Origin of the sequence: Paenibacillus sp. FSL K6-4396 (assembly GCF_038002525.1) — a bacterium.
In the GTDB taxonomy this organism is placed as follows: Bacteria; Bacillota; Bacilli; order Paenibacillales; family Paenibacillaceae; genus Paenibacillus; species Paenibacillus amylolyticus_B.
Genome location: NZ_JBBOCR010000001.1, coordinates 6778505 through 6796611, shown reverse-complemented (window position 1 = coordinate 6796611; position 18107 = coordinate 6778505). Strand labels below are relative to the sequence as shown.

16 protein-coding genes are annotated in these 18107 nt (G+C 48.3%); 12 read left to right on the top strand and 4 right to left on the bottom strand.

Translation table 11 applies throughout. From position 1 onward, the window contains the following. Together MHB85_RS29675 and MHB85_RS29670 are read right to left on the bottom strand one after the other, a co-directional pair. Positions 1-1185 (bottom strand): glycoside hydrolase family 130 protein, encoded by a 1185-nt coding sequence (locus tag MHB85_RS29675; RefSeq protein ID WP_105600381.1) that lies wholly within the window; start codon positions 1183-1185, stop codon positions 1-3. Continuing rightward, positions 1182-2372 carry an AGE family epimerase/isomerase gene (locus tag MHB85_RS29670; RefSeq protein ID WP_341074130.1) on the bottom strand — a complete coding sequence of 397 codons (1191 nt, stop codon included), beginning with the start codon at positions 2370-2372 and terminating at the stop codon, positions 1182-1184. Before MHB85_RS29670 ends, MHB85_RS29675 begins: the two co-directional genes overlap by 4 nt. Positions 2373-2595: 223 nt before the next feature. On the opposite strand from MHB85_RS29670, the gene MHB85_RS29665 reads away from it, so the two are divergent. The 10 genes from MHB85_RS29665 (at position 2596) to nikE (ending at position 13869) form a co-directional block, all read left to right on the top strand. After that, positions 2596-3909, top strand: a complete 1314-nt coding sequence (locus MHB85_RS29665; RefSeq protein WP_341074128.1) for an ABC transporter substrate-binding protein — start codon at positions 2596-2598, stop codon at positions 3907-3909. Between the two features lie 195 nt (positions 3910-4104). Then, positions 4105-4992 carry a carbohydrate ABC transporter permease gene (locus MHB85_RS29660; protein ID WP_341074126.1) on the top strand — a complete coding sequence of 296 codons (888 nt, stop codon included), beginning with the start codon at positions 4105-4107 and terminating at the stop codon, positions 4990-4992. 2 nt (positions 4993-4994) lie between these two features. Next, a complete protein-coding gene (locus MHB85_RS29655) occupies positions 4995-5828 on the top strand; it encodes a carbohydrate ABC transporter permease (protein WP_091012558.1) in 834 nt (277 codons plus the stop codon). 267 nt (positions 5829-6095) lie between these two features. Then, positions 6096-7133, top strand: a complete 1038-nt coding sequence (locus MHB85_RS29650; protein WP_341074123.1) for a glycoside hydrolase family 130 protein — start codon at positions 6096-6098, stop codon at positions 7131-7133. A gap of 198 nt (positions 7134-7331) precedes the next feature. Continuing rightward, positions 7332-8273 (top strand): glycoside hydrolase family 113, encoded by a 942-nt coding sequence (locus tag MHB85_RS29645; RefSeq protein WP_341074121.1) that lies wholly within the window; start codon positions 7332-7334, stop codon positions 8271-8273. 293 nt (positions 8274-8566) lie between these two features. Then, positions 8567-10201, top strand: a complete 1635-nt coding sequence (nikA, locus tag MHB85_RS29640) for a nickel ABC transporter substrate-binding protein (RefSeq protein ID WP_341074119.1) — start codon at positions 8567-8569, stop codon at positions 10199-10201. A gap of 76 nt (positions 10202-10277) precedes the next feature. Then, positions 10278-11222: a nickel ABC transporter permease subunit NikB gene (nikB, locus tag MHB85_RS29635; protein WP_210109358.1), complete on the top strand. Its 945-nt coding sequence runs from the start codon at positions 10278-10280 to the stop codon at positions 11220-11222. Then, entirely contained in the window at positions 11219-12049 is an 831-nt protein-coding gene (nikC, locus tag MHB85_RS29630; RefSeq protein WP_341074118.1) for a nickel ABC transporter permease subunit NikC, read from the top strand. Before nikB ends, nikC begins: the two co-directional genes overlap by 4 nt. 39 nt (positions 12050-12088) lie before the next feature. After that, positions 12089-12895 carry a nickel import ATP-binding protein NikD gene (nikD, locus tag MHB85_RS29625; RefSeq protein ID WP_341074294.1) on the top strand — a complete coding sequence of 269 codons (807 nt, stop codon included), beginning with the start codon at positions 12089-12091 and terminating at the stop codon, positions 12893-12895. A 173-nt stretch (positions 12896-13068) separates the two neighbouring features. Continuing rightward, positions 13069-13869 carry a nickel import ATP-binding protein NikE gene (gene nikE / locus MHB85_RS29620; RefSeq protein WP_341074117.1) on the top strand — a complete coding sequence of 267 codons (801 nt, stop codon included), beginning with the start codon at positions 13069-13071 and terminating at the stop codon, positions 13867-13869. A 531-nt stretch (positions 13870-14400) separates the two neighbouring features. On the opposite strand, the gene MHB85_RS29615 is transcribed toward nikE, so the two are convergent. Together MHB85_RS29615 and MHB85_RS29610 are read right to left on the bottom strand one after the other, a co-directional pair. Then, on the bottom strand, positions 14401-14982 hold the full coding sequence (locus MHB85_RS29615; RefSeq protein ID WP_341074292.1) for an NAD(P)H-dependent oxidoreductase: 582 nt from the start codon (positions 14980-14982) through the stop codon (positions 14401-14403). 185 nt (positions 14983-15167) lie between these two features. Further along, positions 15168-15758, bottom strand: a complete 591-nt coding sequence (locus MHB85_RS29610; protein WP_341074116.1) for a TetR/AcrR family transcriptional regulator — start codon at positions 15756-15758, stop codon at positions 15168-15170. 160 nt (positions 15759-15918) lie between these two features. Here MHB85_RS29610 and MHB85_RS29605 point away from each other — a divergent pair, with 160 nt between their 5' ends. Both MHB85_RS29605 and MHB85_RS29600 read left to right on the top strand, forming a co-directional pair. Then, entirely contained in the window at positions 15919-16902 is a 984-nt protein-coding gene (locus MHB85_RS29605) for an aminoglycoside phosphotransferase family protein (RefSeq protein WP_341074114.1), read from the top strand. An 18-nt stretch (positions 16903-16920) separates the two neighbouring features. Continuing rightward, positions 16921-17919, top strand: coding sequence for a glycosyltransferase (locus tag MHB85_RS29600; RefSeq protein WP_192135187.1), 999 nt, complete (start codon positions 16921-16923; stop codon positions 17917-17919). Positions 17920-18107 lie beyond the last annotated feature (188 nt).

Here is an 18107-nt window from a genome sequence, read left to right as displayed (position 1 = left end):
TTACGTTAATTGTTTCTGCAAAAGCTTCTCATTCTGTTCAATCAGCTGACCCCGCTGGCTGGCACAGTCCAGGGAGCGGTATGGATCTGCCGGTGTGTTAAACGTATAATCAACCAGTTTCTCCAGAGTGGTAGTTGCCACATGACAGCGGGTATCACTGGATGCGTAATAGATAAAGACTTCTTCCTTCTCATTCACCACAGCACCATTGCAGAAAATAACATTGGATACATCGCCTACACGCTCGTCGTCATAAGGGGCAATGAAATGGCCGCCGGGCTTGGCAATCACACGCGTCGGATCATTCAGATCCGTTGCGAAAGTGTATAACACATAGCGCAGTCCTGCTGCGGTGTTCCGAACCCCGTGAGCAATGTGAATCCAGCCACGATCCGTTTTGAGCGGAGCAGGGCCTTGACCGTTTTTGACTTCGTAGACCGTATGATATTGCCGTTCATCAATAACCGTCTCTTCATGAATGACCGGGTTCAAGATATCCTCACACAGGCCAAAGGCGATTCCGCCGCCGCTGCCTGTCGAGATGAATCCGTCCTGTGGACGGGTGTAGAAGGCATACTTTCCATCCACGAATTCCGGGTGCAATACGACATTGCGCTGTTGAGGGGAATTGGTGGTGATGTTGGGCAACCGTTCCCAGCTTGTAAGATCCCGTGTACGGACCAGCCCTGCCTGTGCAACTGCGCTGGACGTATCAAATGCAGGAGCCTCCGGGTCTTTGCGTTCAGAGCAATAGATGCCATAGATCCAGCCGTCTTCATGTTGAACGAGACGCATATCATACTGATTGGTTTCATCCGCATCGATATCATCCCAGACCAGTGGTTTACCCGTGAAACGGAATCCATCAATTCCATTGTCACTTTCGGCGAGCGCAAAGATCGATTTACGGTCCAATCCTTCCGTACGGATGACCATGATGTATTTGCCATTAAAATAGATGGCTCCCGGATTCAGCGTTGCGTTAATGCCCAGGCGTTCCATAAAATGCGGGTTAGTCGTCTCATCCAGATCGAATCTCCAATGCAGCGGCACATGATGGCGAGTGATTACCGGATATTGATACCGATCATATACGCCGTTGTAGAAGGAAGAATTGATCTCATTGGGGCGAGCAAGCAGTTGCTCCTGTTTCTCCAGTAACTCCTTGTATTTCGGGTGTATCATTCTGATCCCATCCTCTCAATTAGTTCAATACAGAATCTGCTATTGTGATACGGGCATTTCCACGGTCCGGCAATTTCGCTCTGGTCCGGTGTTCCGTTCCCATCAACCGACCAGTACCATTCCCCACCAGCGCGCTGATCAATGATGTTTTCTTTTGTATAGGTCCACAAGCGTTCCACTCTCTCCAGAAACAGTGGATCACCTGTGCGCTGATATGCGTTATAGAAACCGACCATCGCCTCCGCCTGAACCCACCAGATTCGCTTCTCATCGACATGTTCACCTTCTTGTTCATTGAGCAGGGAACCATCGGCATTCACGGCCACATTGGAGATGTTATAGGCAATATCCGTTACCATCGCCGCATACTCCGGATGTTGTTCCATCCCCAGAACTTTCAGCGCTTCGTCGATCAGCCAGCTGGCTTCAATGTCATGTCCGAACGAGCGCAGATCGATGATGGACTCCCACTGTTTGTTGAAAAATACCCCGAGAAAATTGGTGTCTTGGTCATACACTCGTTCATATAGAATTCTGAGCAGGCGTTCCAGCGCCGCCTTCACTTGCTGATCCGGCCACACGCGATAGAGCGTGGTATAGGCCTCCAGCACATGGATATGCGTATTCATGGTGTAATCCGCAATCACCCCGTTTTCGCTGAGCATTTCATTGGGCTGTTCCTTCCATGTACGATCAAATTGTTCCTTGTACGCAGGTAGTTCGGCATCCAGACCTTTGTCCTCGATGAGAGCAAAAAGCGTTTTCGCAAGTTCCAATGCAGAAGCATCCCCGGTAGCACGATAGTACTCACTGAGTGAATACACGCCGAATGATTGCGTATACACATGTTTGCTCGTGTCCAGTGCTTCCCCTTTGTAATCTACCATCCAGTACATGCCGCCATATTCGTTATCCATCACATGGTCAGCGAGAAAACGATAGGCGTGCTCCGCGTGATCGCGCCATCTTTCGTTTCCGGTAACCCGATAGGCTGCTGCAAAAGACCAAAGTTGCCGTGCCGTGGCGATCCCGCCTTTGGGTGCCTGTGGATTCACCTGAAGATCATTGTCAACCCAGCCGTAGAATCCACCGTGGGTTGTATCTTTAAGGTTGGACCAGAAGGGTAAAATCTGCTTTTCCCAATGCTCCTTGATCTCCGATTGGAGTTGGGATGTTTTTGTATTCATAAGTGAGCGCTCCTTCAAAATAGTGCATCAATCTAATTTGTTAAGTTATCGGTAACTTTATTAGTACATATTAGTGCTCTGAAAAACAGATGTCAACGAATTACCTCGCAATTTTTCTTGTTAGGTTATAAATAAATGAATTGACAGGTAAGCGTTACCATAATAGAATTCATTTTGTAACCTTAACGATAACTTAATTAACTTAAGAGAGGGGTCGAAACAATTGAGAAAAAACAAAGGTTGGATGATGTTGCTGACGATGCTGCTCATCACTTCACTACTTGCTGCATGTTCATCCGGAGGTGGATCTTCGCAGGCAGGGGAGGAGATCAGTACAGATCCGGCAGATATCAAGGGTGAAATTACCGTTCTTACACAACGGACAGATATTGTGGATACCGTGTTCAAAGACTACGCAGCAGAATTCAACAAGGAATATCCCGATGTGAAAGTAAACTTCCAGGCACTGGCCGACTACGAAGGACAAGTGAAGATCCGTATGAGCACCAAGGATTATGGTGATGTACTGATGATTCCGACCAGTGTTCCGATCGCGGATATCCCGGACTTCTTCGAGCCACTTGGCACGTACGATGAGTTGAAAGACAAATACACCGCCATTGAAGAACGCATGGTGGATGGTCAGGTCTACGGTATCCCTACCGTAATTACGTTCTCTGGAATCATTTATAACAAACAGGTCTTCAAAGACGCAGGCATTATGGAAGTTCCAAAAACACCTGAGCAATTCCAGGCTGCGCTTCAGTTGATCAAAGACAATACAGATGCTGTTCCGCTCTATACCAACTATGCATCCGGCTGGGCATTAACCCAATGGGAATCGGATCTGCCAACGGTTGCAGGCAGCGTAGACTACGTGAACGTGGATCAACCGAATACAGATGAAAACTTTGTGCCTGGTCAGCCGCACTATGAACTATATAAAGTGCTCTATGATGCAGCCAAGAACGGTTTAATCGAGAAAGATCCAACGACAACCGACTGGGAAAGCTCCAAAGCGGATCTCGCCAAAGGCAAAATTGCTACGATGGCACTGGGCTCTTGGGCGATCACACAGATCCAAGGCATGACGGATACCCCGGACGACATTGGTTTCTTACCTTTCCCAACCAATGCAAGTGAGGTTGTGGTTCCGCTCTCCGCTGACTATAACATCGGCATGAACGTGAACAGCGAGAACAAACCTGCTGCCAAAGCCTGGATTGACTGGTTCCTGGCGAAATCGAATTACGCGGTTGAACAGGGCGGCGGTATGGATGCCGACAAAAACGCTGAATTGCCACCGATTTTGGATCAGTATAAAGACGTTAAATTCTCCACACTTACCCCTGCCAAAGAAGGTCAGGAAGGTCTCGTTGACAAGATTGATAACGAAGGTGAAATCGGTCTCTGGCAGCCTGACTTCAAGAAACGCATTATCGAAGCAGGTATTGGGAACCGCAAAGAATCGTATGACGACATCATGAAAGATCTGAACGACAAGTGGGTCAAAGCAAGAGCAGAACTCACGAAATAATGGGATTAACGTAAGTGGATCAGGTGATGAATGGACTGCGGGGATATAGGAATCCATATATGAATGGAGCATGGAGTATGTGGTGTCTGAAAGCATGATACCCATGCTCTTCCCCCGGCAGTGTTCCACCAGGATTCCATTGGACGGGAGTCTTTCGATATATAGGCGGGAGAACCGCTTGGAGGTGTGGAGAGCATGAAGTACTTAAAGGTTTCGAATTGGGGTTACTCAGCGCAACGCATATTTATCATCTGTGCCTTCTCAACTATTCCCCTGGCGTTGCTGTTCACATTTGCATACTTACCGGTCATCAACATGTTCAAATACAGTTTCACCGATTGGAACGGATATAGCAAAAGGTTTGATTATGTTGGGTTTGAGAACTATACGCGCATATTCAGTGATCCCGAATACTTCAAAGTATTTATTGTCAGCTTGTACTACTTCGTGGCTACGTTCTTACAGATGGGCTTGGCGCTTTACTTTGCCACCATTCTGAGTTTCAAAGTTCGAGGCAAAAACTTCTTCAAAGGCATACTGTTTTTTCCTTATTTGCTGAATGGGGTAGCTATCGGTTTTATCTTCCTCTTTTTCTTCAAACCGGATGGTACACTCGATATGCTCATGCATGCTGTAGGGCTGGGACAATATACGCAGCTCTGGCTCGGTAACCCCAATATTATCAACGTGTCACTCGCAGGTGCATCGGTATGGAGATACATGGGCTTCAACTTTATCATTTTCCTGGGTGCAATCTCCTCCATTCCGAAGGATGTGTATGAAGCATCCGATATTGATGGTGCCAATCGCTGGCAGCAATTCCGCCACATCATCCTGCCAAGCATTACACGCATCCTGCAGCTCAACCTGATCTTGGCGATTAGCGGCGCAATTAGTGCGTTCGATATTCCATATATCATGACCGATGGTTCCAACGGCAGTATGACATTTGTAATTCAGACGGTTCATTTGGCTTTTAAATATGGCAAGCTGGGACTGGCATCCGCCATGGCTGTGGTGCTGCTCATGATCGTTATTCTCGTTACACTCGTGCAGCGCGTCACCATGAAAGGGGAGGAATAAACGTGACACAACTCAAATACACCCTTGCGAGCGTGGTTAAATATGCTTCCCTGGTGCTTGCGGCGTTTATCGCATTGTTACCCATCGTGGTGATCCTGTTTGCATCTCTCAAAACGAATGCGGAATACGCTACCAGCAGCCCGCTTGCCCCGCCAGCCAACTGGCTGAACTTTGCGAACTATGCGAAGGCTTTTGTGGATGGCAACATGCTGGTTGGTTTCAAAAATACAATTATTATCCTGGTCATCTCTATTATAGGAGCGACCTTAACGGGCTCCATGATCGCATATGTGCTGGATCGGTTCAAATTCAAAGGCAAGAAAATCATGGTCGCGGCATTCCTGCTCGCTACCCTGATCCCAAGTGTGACAACGCAGGTTGCCACATTCCAGATCATCAACGCGCTCGACCTGTTCAACACACGCTGGGCCGCCATCGTCATGTACCTGGGTACAGATATCATCGCGGTTTATATTTTCCTGCAATTCCTGGGCTCCATCTCAAGTGCATTGGATGAATCCGCCATGCTGGACGGTGCCTCGTACTTCACGATCTACTGGAAAATCATTCTGCCACTACTGAAACCGGCCATTGTAACGGTCATTATCGTGAAGGGTGTGAACATCTATAACGACTTCTACACACCGTTCCTGTACATGCCAAAGACCGATCTACAGGTCATATCCACCGCCTTGTTCAAATTCAAGGGACCTTTCGGATCGCAGTGGGAAGTCATCAGCGCCGGCATCATGATCGCCATCATTCCAACCATGATCATCTTCCTGTTGTTACAGAAATACATCTACAATGGCTTCGCGCAAGGCTCAGTTAAATAAAAAAACGAGAGGTTATATGAAATGCATATTGAGAATGCACAGGAACGAAGAGGGCAGAAAAAAGCTGGAGAAACGGAGTGTTCGCTAAAAGCTTTCTGAAAGAAAGCTCACTTCGTAAGCATATGCTATAACCGGATTTTCCCCTTTTATAAGGGATCAAAAAAATCTGGGGATAACGGCGATCGCAAGGTTGTTCTGTCATCGAAGTGGTCTAGTGCAATTTTAAGTATTCATTTCATAAAGCCTAACCGAAGGGAGAAATGAAAAATGTCAGTTGCTGAAACGAAAAACGTACACATTGTTGGGGATGCTTTGCCGAATATGCCGTGGGAGAACAAACCGGAGGGAACGGAAGGCCCGGTATGGAGACATTTGGCGAATCCGGTCGTCCCACGTAATCCAGTTAAAGGCGTTGCCCGCATTTTTAACAGTGCCGTTGTACCGTATGAAGGGAAATTCATTGGGGTATTCCGTACTGAAACCGTTAATGGCCGTCCGCATCTTCACATGGGGGCGAGTGAGGACGGTTTGGAGTGGACGATTGAAGAGGAACGCATTGCCTTTGTCGATGAAAATGGCGATCCGTTTATGCCGAACTATGCTTACGACCCACGTTTGGTCAAAGTCGAAGACACGTATTACATCATCTGGTGTACAGACTTCTACGGTGCAGCACTGGGCCTGGCCAAAACAGATGACTTCAAAACATTTGTCCGCCTCGAAAATCCAATGTTGCCATTCAACCGTAATGGCGTATTGTTCCCGCGGAAAATCAAGGATAACTATGTGATGTTGTCCAGACCAAGTGACAGTGGACATACGCCATTCGGGGATATTTTCCTGAGCGAAAGCCCGGACCTCGTGTACTGGGGCAAGCACCGTCATGTGATGAGCAAAGGCGGTCAGGGCTGGTGGCAATCGGTCAAAATTGGCGGCGGTCCTGCTCCGATCGAAACGTCCGAAGGCTGGCTGATGTTCTACCACGGCGTCACGGGGACCTGTAACGGATTGGTATATAGCATGGGTGCGGTCATTCTGGATCTGGATGAGCCATCCAAAGTAAAATATCGTTCCTCCAACTTCGTGCTGACACCAGAAAAATGGTATGAAGAACAAGGCTTCGTTGATAACGTCATCTTCCCGTGTGCAACATTGCATGATGCCGAGACCGGACGTATCGCCATCTATTACGGCGCTGCCGATACGTATGTGGGCGTGGCTTACACGACCGTAGAAGAGATCGTAAACTATGTGATCGAGACGGATGAAGTCATTGCAGGAGACCATGAAGAGGGCAAGCTGTAATTGAAGTGAAAGTGCAGAACCAATCTGAAGAAGCGAAGTGGTCGCATTTATTCCCGGATTTCTCCCTTGTATAAAAGGGATCTACAGAAATCTGGGGATAACGGCGATCGGAAGATGGTACTGCAATCGTAGTGAAAGTGTATACATTCGGCCATTCTTTTTACATTAAGTGAACAGGAACACAGGGGAGTAATGCACATGGAGTACATCAAAGGATTTACATTTGGCTGGATGAGTGGCAGGGGAGACTTCCGCAAGCCGGAAGCGAAGGAGTCCTTGCGCCTGATGGCTGAACGTACAGGCAGTTCGCATGTTATTTTTGCACTGGCGGCACATCAGGATCATCCGCAGGCGGTAGAGGTCAAGTATCGGGGTGAACATCTGGTCGAGGATGATGAACTGGTCGACATGATTGGTTATGCCCGTACACTCGGGCTGCGTGTCATTCTGAAACCAACCGTCAACTGCACCGATGGCACATGGCGTGCACATATTAACTTTTTTGATATCGATGTGCCTTGTGAGCCGAAGTGGAAGGATTGGTTCCGCAGCTACACGGCATTTCAGAAGCATTATGCAGCGATTGCAGAGCAGGAAAAGTGTGAGATGTTCATTGTAGGCTGTGAGATGGTGCAATCCGAGCGTCGGGATCAAGAGTGGCGAGAGGTTATCGCTGGTGTGCGTGATGTGTACACGGGACTGGTGTCATACAACACGGACAAATATCAGGAAGGTCATGTGAAATGGTGGGATGCTGTGGACGTGATCTCTTCCAGTGGCTATTATCCCATTGGAGATTGGGAGGCACAGCTGGATCGTATTGAACAGGTGATTGCTCCATATGGCAAACCCTTTTTCTTCGCGGAAGCAGGCTGTCCCAGCCGCAGTGGATCAGCCCAGGTACCGAACGATTGGGGACTGGAAGGCGAAGTGAGTGCTGAGGAACAGGAGCGTTTCTATGAGGCCATGTTCCGGCATGTCAGTCAGCGTGACTGGGTGCGCGGGTTCGGTCTATGGGATTGGAGCGCACATCTGCACGCGGAGAGGGATGCACTGATTAACGACGGATACGGGGTATATGGTAAGCCTGCGGAGAAAATTATTCGTCGGTTCTATGAAGGCATCACTGTAGAAGTTTAAACGAGAAACAAGAAGGTGTATGTGAGATGATCTTAGTGATATATCTCTATATGTACTTTCGTGATTTCCATGCTGTGAGCAAGGAATAGCAGATTATGGTGGAGCTCATTTTTCCAGTTGTAACTCTCATTCAGGTCAAGAAGCCTTTCCTCCCACAGGAAAGGTTTTTTGGCTATTTTAGTAACAACACATACCATGTCGAATTTTGTTGACAAAAGGAGGACTCCTGCCTATTCTTAATGGATGAATATGAGAATCATTATCATGAAATAGAGAAAAGGGGTTCAACATCCATGTCTGTACAACATCGCAAATCTTCGGCGCTCACGCTGGCAACTATGCTCTTGTTGCTATTCGTTATCGTGGGTTGCAGCAATACAGGAAGTGGAGATGAATCCTCATCTGCGGTTTCGGATCAAACATCAACGAAGTCGATTACGATGTCATGGCCACGTGATATCGGTACAATGAATCCGCATACGTACAATCCTTCGCAATTATTTGCCCAATCCATGCTCTATGAGCCGCTGATCAGTTACCAGAAGGACGGAAAACTGGAACCTGCTCTGGCAGAATCATGGACCATCTCCGATGACGGCAAAGTATATACATTCAAGCTTCGCCAAGGTGTGAAATTCTCAGATGGTACGCCATTTAATGCTGAGATTGTGAAAAAGAATTTTGACGCTGTAATGAAAAATAAAGATACACATAGCTGGTTGGGCATTGTAGGTGTGCTCGACAAGACCGAGGTTGTGGACGATCAGACTTTCCGATTGACACTCACAGAGCCGTATTATCCTGTTCTTCAGGACTTGTCGGTAGTTCGTCCTTTTCGCTTCCTGGGTGAAGCCGGATTCCCGGATGACGGAGATACATCCCAAGGCATCAAAGAGCCGGTGGGTACTGGTCCGTGGATGCTGGCTGAATACAAGCAGGACGAATATGCCGTCTTCAAGCGTAACCCGAACTATTGGGGAACAGCACCGAAGGTAGATCAGATTACGGTCAAAATCATTCCTGACGGTGAAACCCGTGTACTCGCTTTTGAAAAAGGTGATCTCGACCTGATCTATGGTGAAGGTGTGATCAGTCTGGATGCGTTCCAACAACTGCGTGACAATGATGAATATGTGACCCAATTGTCTGATCCGGTAGGCACTCGCAGCTTGCTGCTGAACTCTTCCAATCCGAAGCTGTCCGATGTCAGAGTACGGATGGCGCTTCAGCAAGGGTTTAATAAACAGGCGATGGTGGAAGGTGTTACTTCCGGTTTGGAAGAACCAGCCGATACCGTACTGTCCAAAAACTATCCGTACACGAATGTAGACTTGGAACCGATCACGTATGACGTTGAGAAATCCAAAGCTTTACTGGATGAAGTGGGCTGGAAGTTACCGGCTGGTGGTACGGTTCGTGAGAAAGACGGTCAGCAGCTTGATTTCGAGATGATTTTTGATAAAACGGACCCGATTCAGAAAGCGATGGCGGAGACCATTCAGGCAGAATGGAGCGAGCTGGGGGTTAAAGTAAACCTCACGGGACTGGAACTGACGGTACAGATCAAACGTTTGAAAGCCAATGATTTTGACCTGTATTTCTGGTATAACTATGGCGCTCCGTATGATCCTCATTCCTTCATTAACGTTGTGGCAAGCCCTGGATTCGGGATTTCCGAGACCTTGAGTGCGTTGCCGATGAAAAAGGAACTGGACGATCAGGTGCATGCAGCCCTGTCATCTACAGACGAGACGAAACGCCAGGAGTTATATGGCTCCATCTTGAAAACACTTCAGGAGCAATCGGCGATCGTACCGATCTCTTATATTAAGAAAACGGCTGTATATCAGAAGAAAATCTCCAACTTTATTTTCCCTGCGAACCGTGATGAAAATCCGTTTGTAGGCATTGAACTGGGCAATCAATAAATAGTAAGTACTTTAATTAGGGAAGTGGATGGTCCTTGGTAAGGCCATGTAGCTTGATGAAAGGGAGGAACGTTTGGTGATCGGCTATATTGGTAAACGAATGATCGCGATCATTCCTATCGTTTTTATCGCTACACTTGTTACCTTTGCACTTATTCATATCTCACCAGTTGATCCGGCCGAGGCTTATCTGACAGCAGCTCATATCTATCCAACACCGGAGCTGCTTGCGCAAAAGCGACATGAATTCGGTCTGGATCAGCCCTTGTTAACCCAATATGCGCATACGATTCAGAAGATTGCCAAGCTCGACTTCGGCACCTCGTACCTCACCAATAAACCCGTATGGGATGAAGTGAAATTAAGGCTTCCGGCTACGGCTGAACTAGCCTTCTGGAGTATGTTGTTATCGGCTCTGGTAAGTATTCCTTTGGGAATACTGGCCGCAGTGTACAAGAATAGCTGGATTGACATGGTCAGCCGGGCCATTTCCTATATTGGAGCATCTATTCCGCAATTCTGGCTCGGTTACCTGCTGATCTTCTTTTTCTCGGTGAAGCTGGACTGGCTGCCTGTGGAGGGGCGTGGATCGTGGGAGAATCTGGTTCTGCCTACGGTAACACTATCCATGATCCTGATTGCGGTCTACACCCGATTGTTACGTTCCAGTGTACTGGAGCAATTGCAGGAGACATATGTAAAGTATGCAAGAACACGCGGGATTCGCGAAAGAGTGATTATGCTCAAACATGTCCTGAAAATCGCCATATCGCCCCTCATTACGGGGATGGGGATGAGTATGGGCAAGCTGCTCACAGGCACCATTATTGTAGAGCAGGTGTTTTCCTGGCCGGGGTTCGGGCGTTATTTTGTCGATGCGATATTTAACCGGGATATTCCCGTGATCCAATGTTATGTCTTCCTGGCGGCATGCCTGTTCATCGTATGCAATCTGCTCGTTGATCTGGTGCAGCTCGTTATGGACCCACGGATTTCAGCGAAAGGACGGGCAGAACATTGATAAACAAATGGCGTGCGATATTTAAAGGACAGAGAGCCATCCAGATCTGCTCTGTGATCATATTGCTCTTCTTCATAGTCGCGTTATTAGCTCCATGGATTGCTCCTCATGACCCGGTGAAGGTGAATTTGTTGCAGAAGCTGGCGAGTCCATCGCTTGAGCATTGGCTGGGAACGGATCATCTCGGACGCGACAATCTCACCAGGCTGATGTATGGTGCGCGGGTGTCGCTTGGATTTGCTACTCTGATTTTTCTGTCTTCTCTGCTCATTGGTGTCATTGTGGGTTCGATCTCCGGATACCTTGGTGGCTGGGTGGACAGTTTGCTAATGCGCTTGTGTGAAGGCATTATGGCGTTTCCGAATCTGGTGCTGGTGCTCGGTATTGTGGGGATTTTTGGTCCAGGTCTGATGCAGGTGCTTCTAGCCCTCATGATGGTACAGTGGGTGTATTATGCACGCATCTGCCGGAACATGGTCGTGAGTCTGAAGGAACGGAATTTTATCGCGGCGGCGCGAGTTAGTGGTTCCTCTTCATGGACGATTATTCGTAAACATATCATCCCCAACGTGCAGCGTCCCATTGTTGTCATGGGTACGTTGGAGATGGGCTGGGCGATTATGGATATATCCGCACTGTCCTTCTTGGGACTTGGCATCCAACCACCCAATGCAGAGTGGGGCGCCATGATTCATGAAGGAACGGGTTATATTCGCAGTCATCCGGAGTTAATGATCTACCCGGGTGCATTGATTCTACTGGTGGTCATTACGTTCAACATCTTGGGCGAAGCATTATCCGAGCGTTATGGCATTGCAAAAAGGTAGTGGTTCAGAACTGAAGGTATATGGGGGGTGAACGTAACGGTGGATGATGCAGCGAAAGTACTCGAAGTTCGTGGTCTGCAAGTGAATCTTAGAACAGCGGAGGGTTCCGTCCCGTTACTTGCGCCCATTGATTTCGAATTGAAAAAAGGTCGTGTCTTCGGTCTGGTCGGCGAGAGCGGCAGCGGCAAGACGGTTACATGTAACGCACTGCTCCACCTGCTTGATCCGCGCAGGATGGAGGTATCGGGCAGCATCCGTCTGAATGGACGGGAGCTGGGCTCGTTGTCTGGCGAGGAGATGCGGCGCATCCGAGGCAAGGACATCGGATTTATTATGCAGAATCCGATGAATGCTTTTACACCCGTATATACGATTGGATCTCAATTCATTGAAACTTTGCGTACGCATGCGGGAATGTCCAAAGCCGCGGCCCGAGAGCGGGCTATTGCTGCCTTGGCAGATATGAACTTACCCGAACCGGCCAAGCTGATGAAGCGATATCCCTTCCAATTGAGTGGTGGGATGTTGCAGCGGGTGATGATTGCCATATCGATGTGCCTGCGCCCCGCCCTGGTAATTGCTGACGAACCAACAACGGCACTGGATGTTGTGAATCAGTTGAAGGTGCTTCAGGAATTGGATCGGCTGCGTACCGAATACGGCACATCCATCTTGCTCATCTCCCACGATCTGGGTGTGATCTCGCAAATGGCAGATGAAGTCGCGGTTATGCAGCAGGGTCGAATTGTAGAGCAGGCAGATGTATACCAACTGTTCGATCAGCCGCAGCATGAGTACACCCGGATGTTGTTAAATGCTAGACCCAGTATGTCTTTGGGACGATAGCGATTACAGGTGAGTTCGTGAGTTCAATCGTTCAGTGAGTGTATGTGTGGAGCCGGTATGAACTGTATTTTGAGTGGGTAGTGTAGGAGTAGAATGGACATGGTGATGATGTGTAATTTCGTCTTCTTCGGAGATGATTGCTTCTGCCAAGTACAAGAGAGGAGGATGACCTGATGCTTCAGGTACGTGAAGTAAGCCATAGCTATGGCAGACGCAATTGGCTGGATCGTTCGGGAGCACGTCCTCCTGTGCTGGCAGACATCTCACTTACGATTGAGAAAGGTGTATGTCTGGGACTGCTGGGTACGAGCGGGGCAGGTAAAAGTACCTTGGGCAAAATCATTCTTGGTCTGGAGAAGCCCAGACAGGGTCAGGTTTTATTTCAAGGACAGGATATCTATCGATCCAGCAAACCCGTGCTTAAGGAATTACGACGTGATCTGCAAGTCGTGTTCCAGGACTGTTATTCGGCTGTGAATCCGCTTATGACTGCCGCGCAGATTATCGGTGAGCCGCTGGATAATTACGAGCGTTTGTCGGCAAAAGAACAACTGCGTGTGGTTGGACAACTGCTTGAGCAGGTCGGACTTACACCAGAGGATGGGAGCAAGCTTCCGCACCAGTTCAGCGGTGGGCAATTACAGCGGGTCAACATCGCACGAGCCATCGCGCTCAAGCCGAAGTTAATTGTACTGGACGAATCGATTAGCAGCCTGGATATGGTGCACCAGACACAAATCTTATCCTTACTGACGGAGTTAAGAGCGTCCTACGGGTTGTCGTACCTCTTTATCACGCATGATATTCGGGCCGCCATGACCATCTGTGACCGTATTACCGTAATGGATCAGGGCAGGATTGTCTATAGCGGTGATGCCGGGGATTCGGTAATGCAGTCGGATCATCCAGCTGTGCAGCAGTTGGTATCGTCCATTTTGCCTGAGCATCCGTCGGGTCGTATTTCGTTTAGGTAATGCGTTGTTTGTATTTGTAGATGGCTGTTAGCTGGAGTTGCTTAACATGGTTGCTCCACTGCATTATGGATGCGAAGTCGCTAACGAACCGAGTGATCGTTAAATGGCGATTTAGCGCGGAATGCAAAATGTAACGAACCTCAGTGAAGTTATTCCGGTGCAAACCTGCCAAAACCTGCGAAAGCACATACAGATTGGGAGAATAACGCTTCTACGATTCGTTAAACGGAAGACTTGTCGGAAATGGAGCTATTAACGTGTGTAAGATTCGTTAGACCATAATTAAAATGAATGCTAAAAGGGTTGTCCCCTACGCCTTGAACAAGACGTAGGGGACAACCCTTTTTTTGTACCTGGGAATAGGCACATTTCCTGCTTTCTGATATAAGTTAAACTAAAATTACACTTACACCACTCAAATTACAGGACTACCTTTGAATTACGCTTATCCCCAGATTTTTGATTTAACTTATAAGGTGAACATCTGGAGAGAAACCTATACTTCCGATGAGGATTTCTTGCAGAAATCTTTTACCCCATCTTCCGACCAAGCAACTCGATCTTCTCCAACCATTTCTTTCTCTGTTCCTCGGACTGTTTTCCCACCACATCTACAGGTGTTATCCGAACTGGTTTGATGCCTGTCAGCGCAAAGGTGGAGATTTTCATCATTTTGTGTGCGGGCTCACCTTGGAACCATTTGAAGTACCAGCTAGGACCATCCATCGTGGTGATCATGCGAGCGGTGCGGCCTTTGAGCAGCTGATCCGGGAAAGGTTTTCCTTTTTGGTACTTGAATGCGTAACCTGGCATGAAGATTCGGTCAACGAATCCTTTCAGCAGGGCAGGCGGTCCTCCCCACCAAATCGGGAATACCCATACGAGATGTTCGGCCCATTTAATCGCCTCTTGTGCTTCTAGCAAGTCCGGTTCAAGCGGCAGTTTATTACGATAGCCTCCCTCCAGATTCATGTTGAATGCCAACTCGTTCAGGGTGATCACGCGGACCTCGGCGCCTGCCTGCACAGCGCCTTTACGATAAGCTTCGGCAATTGCGCCATTGTAACTTGGGGAAACGGGGTTGCCTTGGATGATTAATATTTTCTTCATGATGACGACACGTCCTGACTATTTTAGTTAATGAACACTAACCTCATGTGCAAAAAGAAAAGGTCACGTATGACCCGGTAATCGATCAGTATATCTGATCGTATGGTTGAAATTTCTTTTTTTATAACGTGTAGCACTGAGCCTTACTTGGTGTTCGGCATGATCAGAATGACGGACCATCGCCCTCGTTATTCCTGAGGGACGTGTCCCAACATCGATGCAAGACGATGAACAGTCTCACCCGTATAAGGTACCAACAGTTCCGGTAGCTCACCTTGCATACTGGAGACTGCCATACGTGTAATCGCACCGATCACCAGAACGGCTGTGAGCCGTGAATCCTGTTGAGGCAGTTCACCCCGCATGATTCCCTGATCGATCAGATCCATCAACGCATCCAATGGTTGACGGTAATCCTCGCTGCTTCCAGCTTCAATGAATATTTCATGATTCTGTGAAATCAGCAGCAGCCCGTAGGGATCTTCATCATGCAGGTGAAGAACCTCGGTAATCAGTTGCTTGAAGCGTTCCAACACGGGACCTTCCTGGCGAACATACCCGTCAATCAGTGAAGTATAGTCCGCGCAGTATTGGGTGAAGGCTTCCAGGGCAACGGCATCTTTGTTTTTAAAATGTTTGTAGATCGCCGCATCGGTTACTCCGGCGGCGTCACCGATCTCTTTGACGGATATGCCGTCAACGCCTTTGGTTGCGAACAAGCGCATCGCCGCTTGTAGGATATCTTTCTTTTTGCTATCCACATGAGATTTGTTCTTCATGATTGTATAGTAAGTGATTACTAACCAAAATGCAATAAGCAATTTTGAAACTCTGAATGGAGACATGGAATAAGCGCTTACGACCAAAGCTTGCAGGCTTGAGAGAGGCAACGTATGATGAATAGAAATCAACATCGGAGCAGCAGGAAGAACGAAACGGATGGTGGATTGCGTGAAAGATGAGATGGATGCATATAGCTGGGTGACGCCCGAAGGATTGCTGAATGATCACTATATAACAAGCCGCGAACAGTTGTATAAAGGAATGAACGGACGATATGTGGAGCGATTCACTGTTCCTACTGGTGAAAGTTATATTTTCAAACCGCTGACGAATCCTGCACAGCACGGACGAGAACGATGGATGTACGAGCGTGTGATGTCTGGCCTACCACCGATTTATCCACAACTCATTGCAGCGTCGGATCTTACCATTGCACCGGCACAGAGCTGGATGATCTATGAGGATCTGGGGCAACTGGTGCATGATTCGCGAGAGGCGACGATGCTTGATGCAGCGGCACATATGGCAGCATGGCATGCATTGCCTGTTACGGATTGGAGTGAGCTGCCTCGCGTGGGCCAGAAACCGTCCATTCGCACGATGCTGGATGAGTTGCAAATGCATAGGCAATTTACCGATGAACTGTTATCCAGATTGGGTATGCAGCTATCCGCATCCGATTGGGACAAGATCTCAAGGTTGATCCTCACGGCAGAAGAAGAGCTTCCTACTGTTCTGTGTCACGGAGACCTGCATCCCGGAAATATGGCGGAGGTGGACGGCAGACTGGTCATATTGGACTGGGAGCATGCCCATATGAATACGCCATTGTGGGATATACATCACTTAGTTGATCTCTCGCATCCGCTGTTTCCCAGAACGGTTACGCCTGCTTTGCGAGAGCGGGTCATAGACATTTATTTGGACAAACTAGAGAGCCTGGGCGTGCAGATTGAACGGGATTCTTTTGCAGGATGGTACAACGCCTATGCTATTGTATTTTCGCTCTGGATGCTGCGTTTGATTGATGGTGACCTGAGAAGTGAGGAATGTGTGTGGCCGAAGGAACAGTTGCGTAACCAGTGGCATGAGACGGCAGCGACGCTGGAACAGTGCATGAAGCACATGGGTGAGGAATAGAAATGAGGGGTGAGAAGCTTGCGTAAAGTCGGACTTGTTATGCGTAAAATTCAATTCACGGAAGCACAGGGGCCACGCGTATTTGCGGATCGACTGAAGCAGATTGGTCTGGAGCTGGGCGTGGATATTGTGTTCATCTCGCCGGAGCGTCATGTCAGCGGATACGACTGGTTGCCGGGTTATGAGCATGAGAAAGGTGACCTGGTGAACTACGATATCGTGCTGGACCAGATTCATAGCCAAAATATAGAGCATGTCATCTACACCGTATCCGGGTTTACGTTTTTGAAGATGTTCTTACCAAAGAGTGTACTGTTCCCGCACAGTTTCCCCGATCCCGCGCTAACGGGATATGAGATGATGAAGCCATTTTATACGATGGTGGATAAAGCGGTTGTACAGACGGAGTTTTTGAAAACAGAACTTGGTCGCAATTTCGGCGTACATGACGTGAACGTCATCCCGATTGGCTTTAGCGAAGAGCTGGCGAACCGGCACTATGACCCGAGCCAGGTCGTGCATAATCGGGTGCTCTGGATTGGTAGGGATGAAGCGAATCGTCGACCGGATCTGGTGCTGGAATATGCTCGGCAGAACCCGGACAAGGAAGTATATATGGTGTTTGGCGGTGTTCGCTATAAGGAAACCATGAAGAAGTACGACATTCCTGCCAACGTGAAGCTGAAGTTCGCGCTCACGCAGGATGAGATATTTACGTTGATGAACTCTGCCAAGGTGTATTGGAGCTGTTCAGCCTTTGATACGTTTGCGATGCCGCTGACGGAAGCGATGGCGATGGGCAAAATGGTCGTGAAACCGGAGCATGCTTGCTACGGTCACATTCGATCCACGCATGCCTTTGCAGGCAACGAGGATAACTGGTTTGAACTGGTGAACATGGCTGCGGCTGCGCCGCGCAGTGTGTCAGAAGACAACCGGGAGTATGCCTTTGGTGCTTTTTCGCGCACGAAGATGAAAGAAGGGTACCGCGAATTTTTTGCTAACTGGTTGAAGTGATGCCATATGTATGCAGATATAAACGGCTTGAGGTTCCGGTAAATCAACTTGAGCAATAAGGGTAGGACGAGCAACGATAACACATTCAGTCGGTGAATCGAAAACAGAGACGAAAAGGCTTCTAATCGGGTAGGCAATCCGATCAGGAGCCTTTTCGTTATACCTAAATCAACGGGTGCTCTGAAAGC

Excerpts from the sequence above, each read along its gene's own strand:
- MHB85_RS29645 (WP_341074121.1), top strand. The coding sequence starts at position 7,332 with ATGGAGTACATCAAAGGATTTACATTTGGCTGGATGAGTGGCAGGGGA.
- MHB85_RS29660 (WP_341074126.1), top strand. The coding sequence starts at position 4,105 with ATGAAGTACTTAAAGGTTTCGAATTGGGGTTACTCAGCGCAACGCATA.
- nikE (WP_341074117.1), top strand. The coding sequence starts at position 13,069 with ATGCTTCAGGTACGTGAAGTAAGCCATAGCTATGGCAGACGCAATTGG.
- MHB85_RS29605 (WP_341074114.1), top strand. The coding sequence starts at position 15,919 with ATGGTGGATTGCGTGAAAGATGAGATGGATGCATATAGCTGGGTGACG.
- MHB85_RS29675 (WP_105600381.1), bottom strand. The coding sequence starts at position 1,185 with ATGATACACCCGAAATACAAGGAGTTACTGGAGAAACAGGAGCAACTG.
- MHB85_RS29610 (WP_341074116.1), bottom strand. The coding sequence starts at position 15,758 with ATGAAGAACAAATCTCATGTGGATAGCAAAAAGAAAGATATCCTACAA.
- MHB85_RS29670 (WP_341074130.1), bottom strand. The coding sequence starts at position 2,372 with ATGAATACAAAAACATCCCAACTCCAATCGGAGATCAAGGAGCATTGG.
- nikA (WP_341074119.1), top strand. The coding sequence starts at position 8,567 with ATGTCTGTACAACATCGCAAATCTTCGGCGCTCACGCTGGCAACTATG.
- MHB85_RS29650 (WP_341074123.1), top strand. The coding sequence starts at position 6,096 with ATGTCAGTTGCTGAAACGAAAAACGTACACATTGTTGGGGATGCTTTG.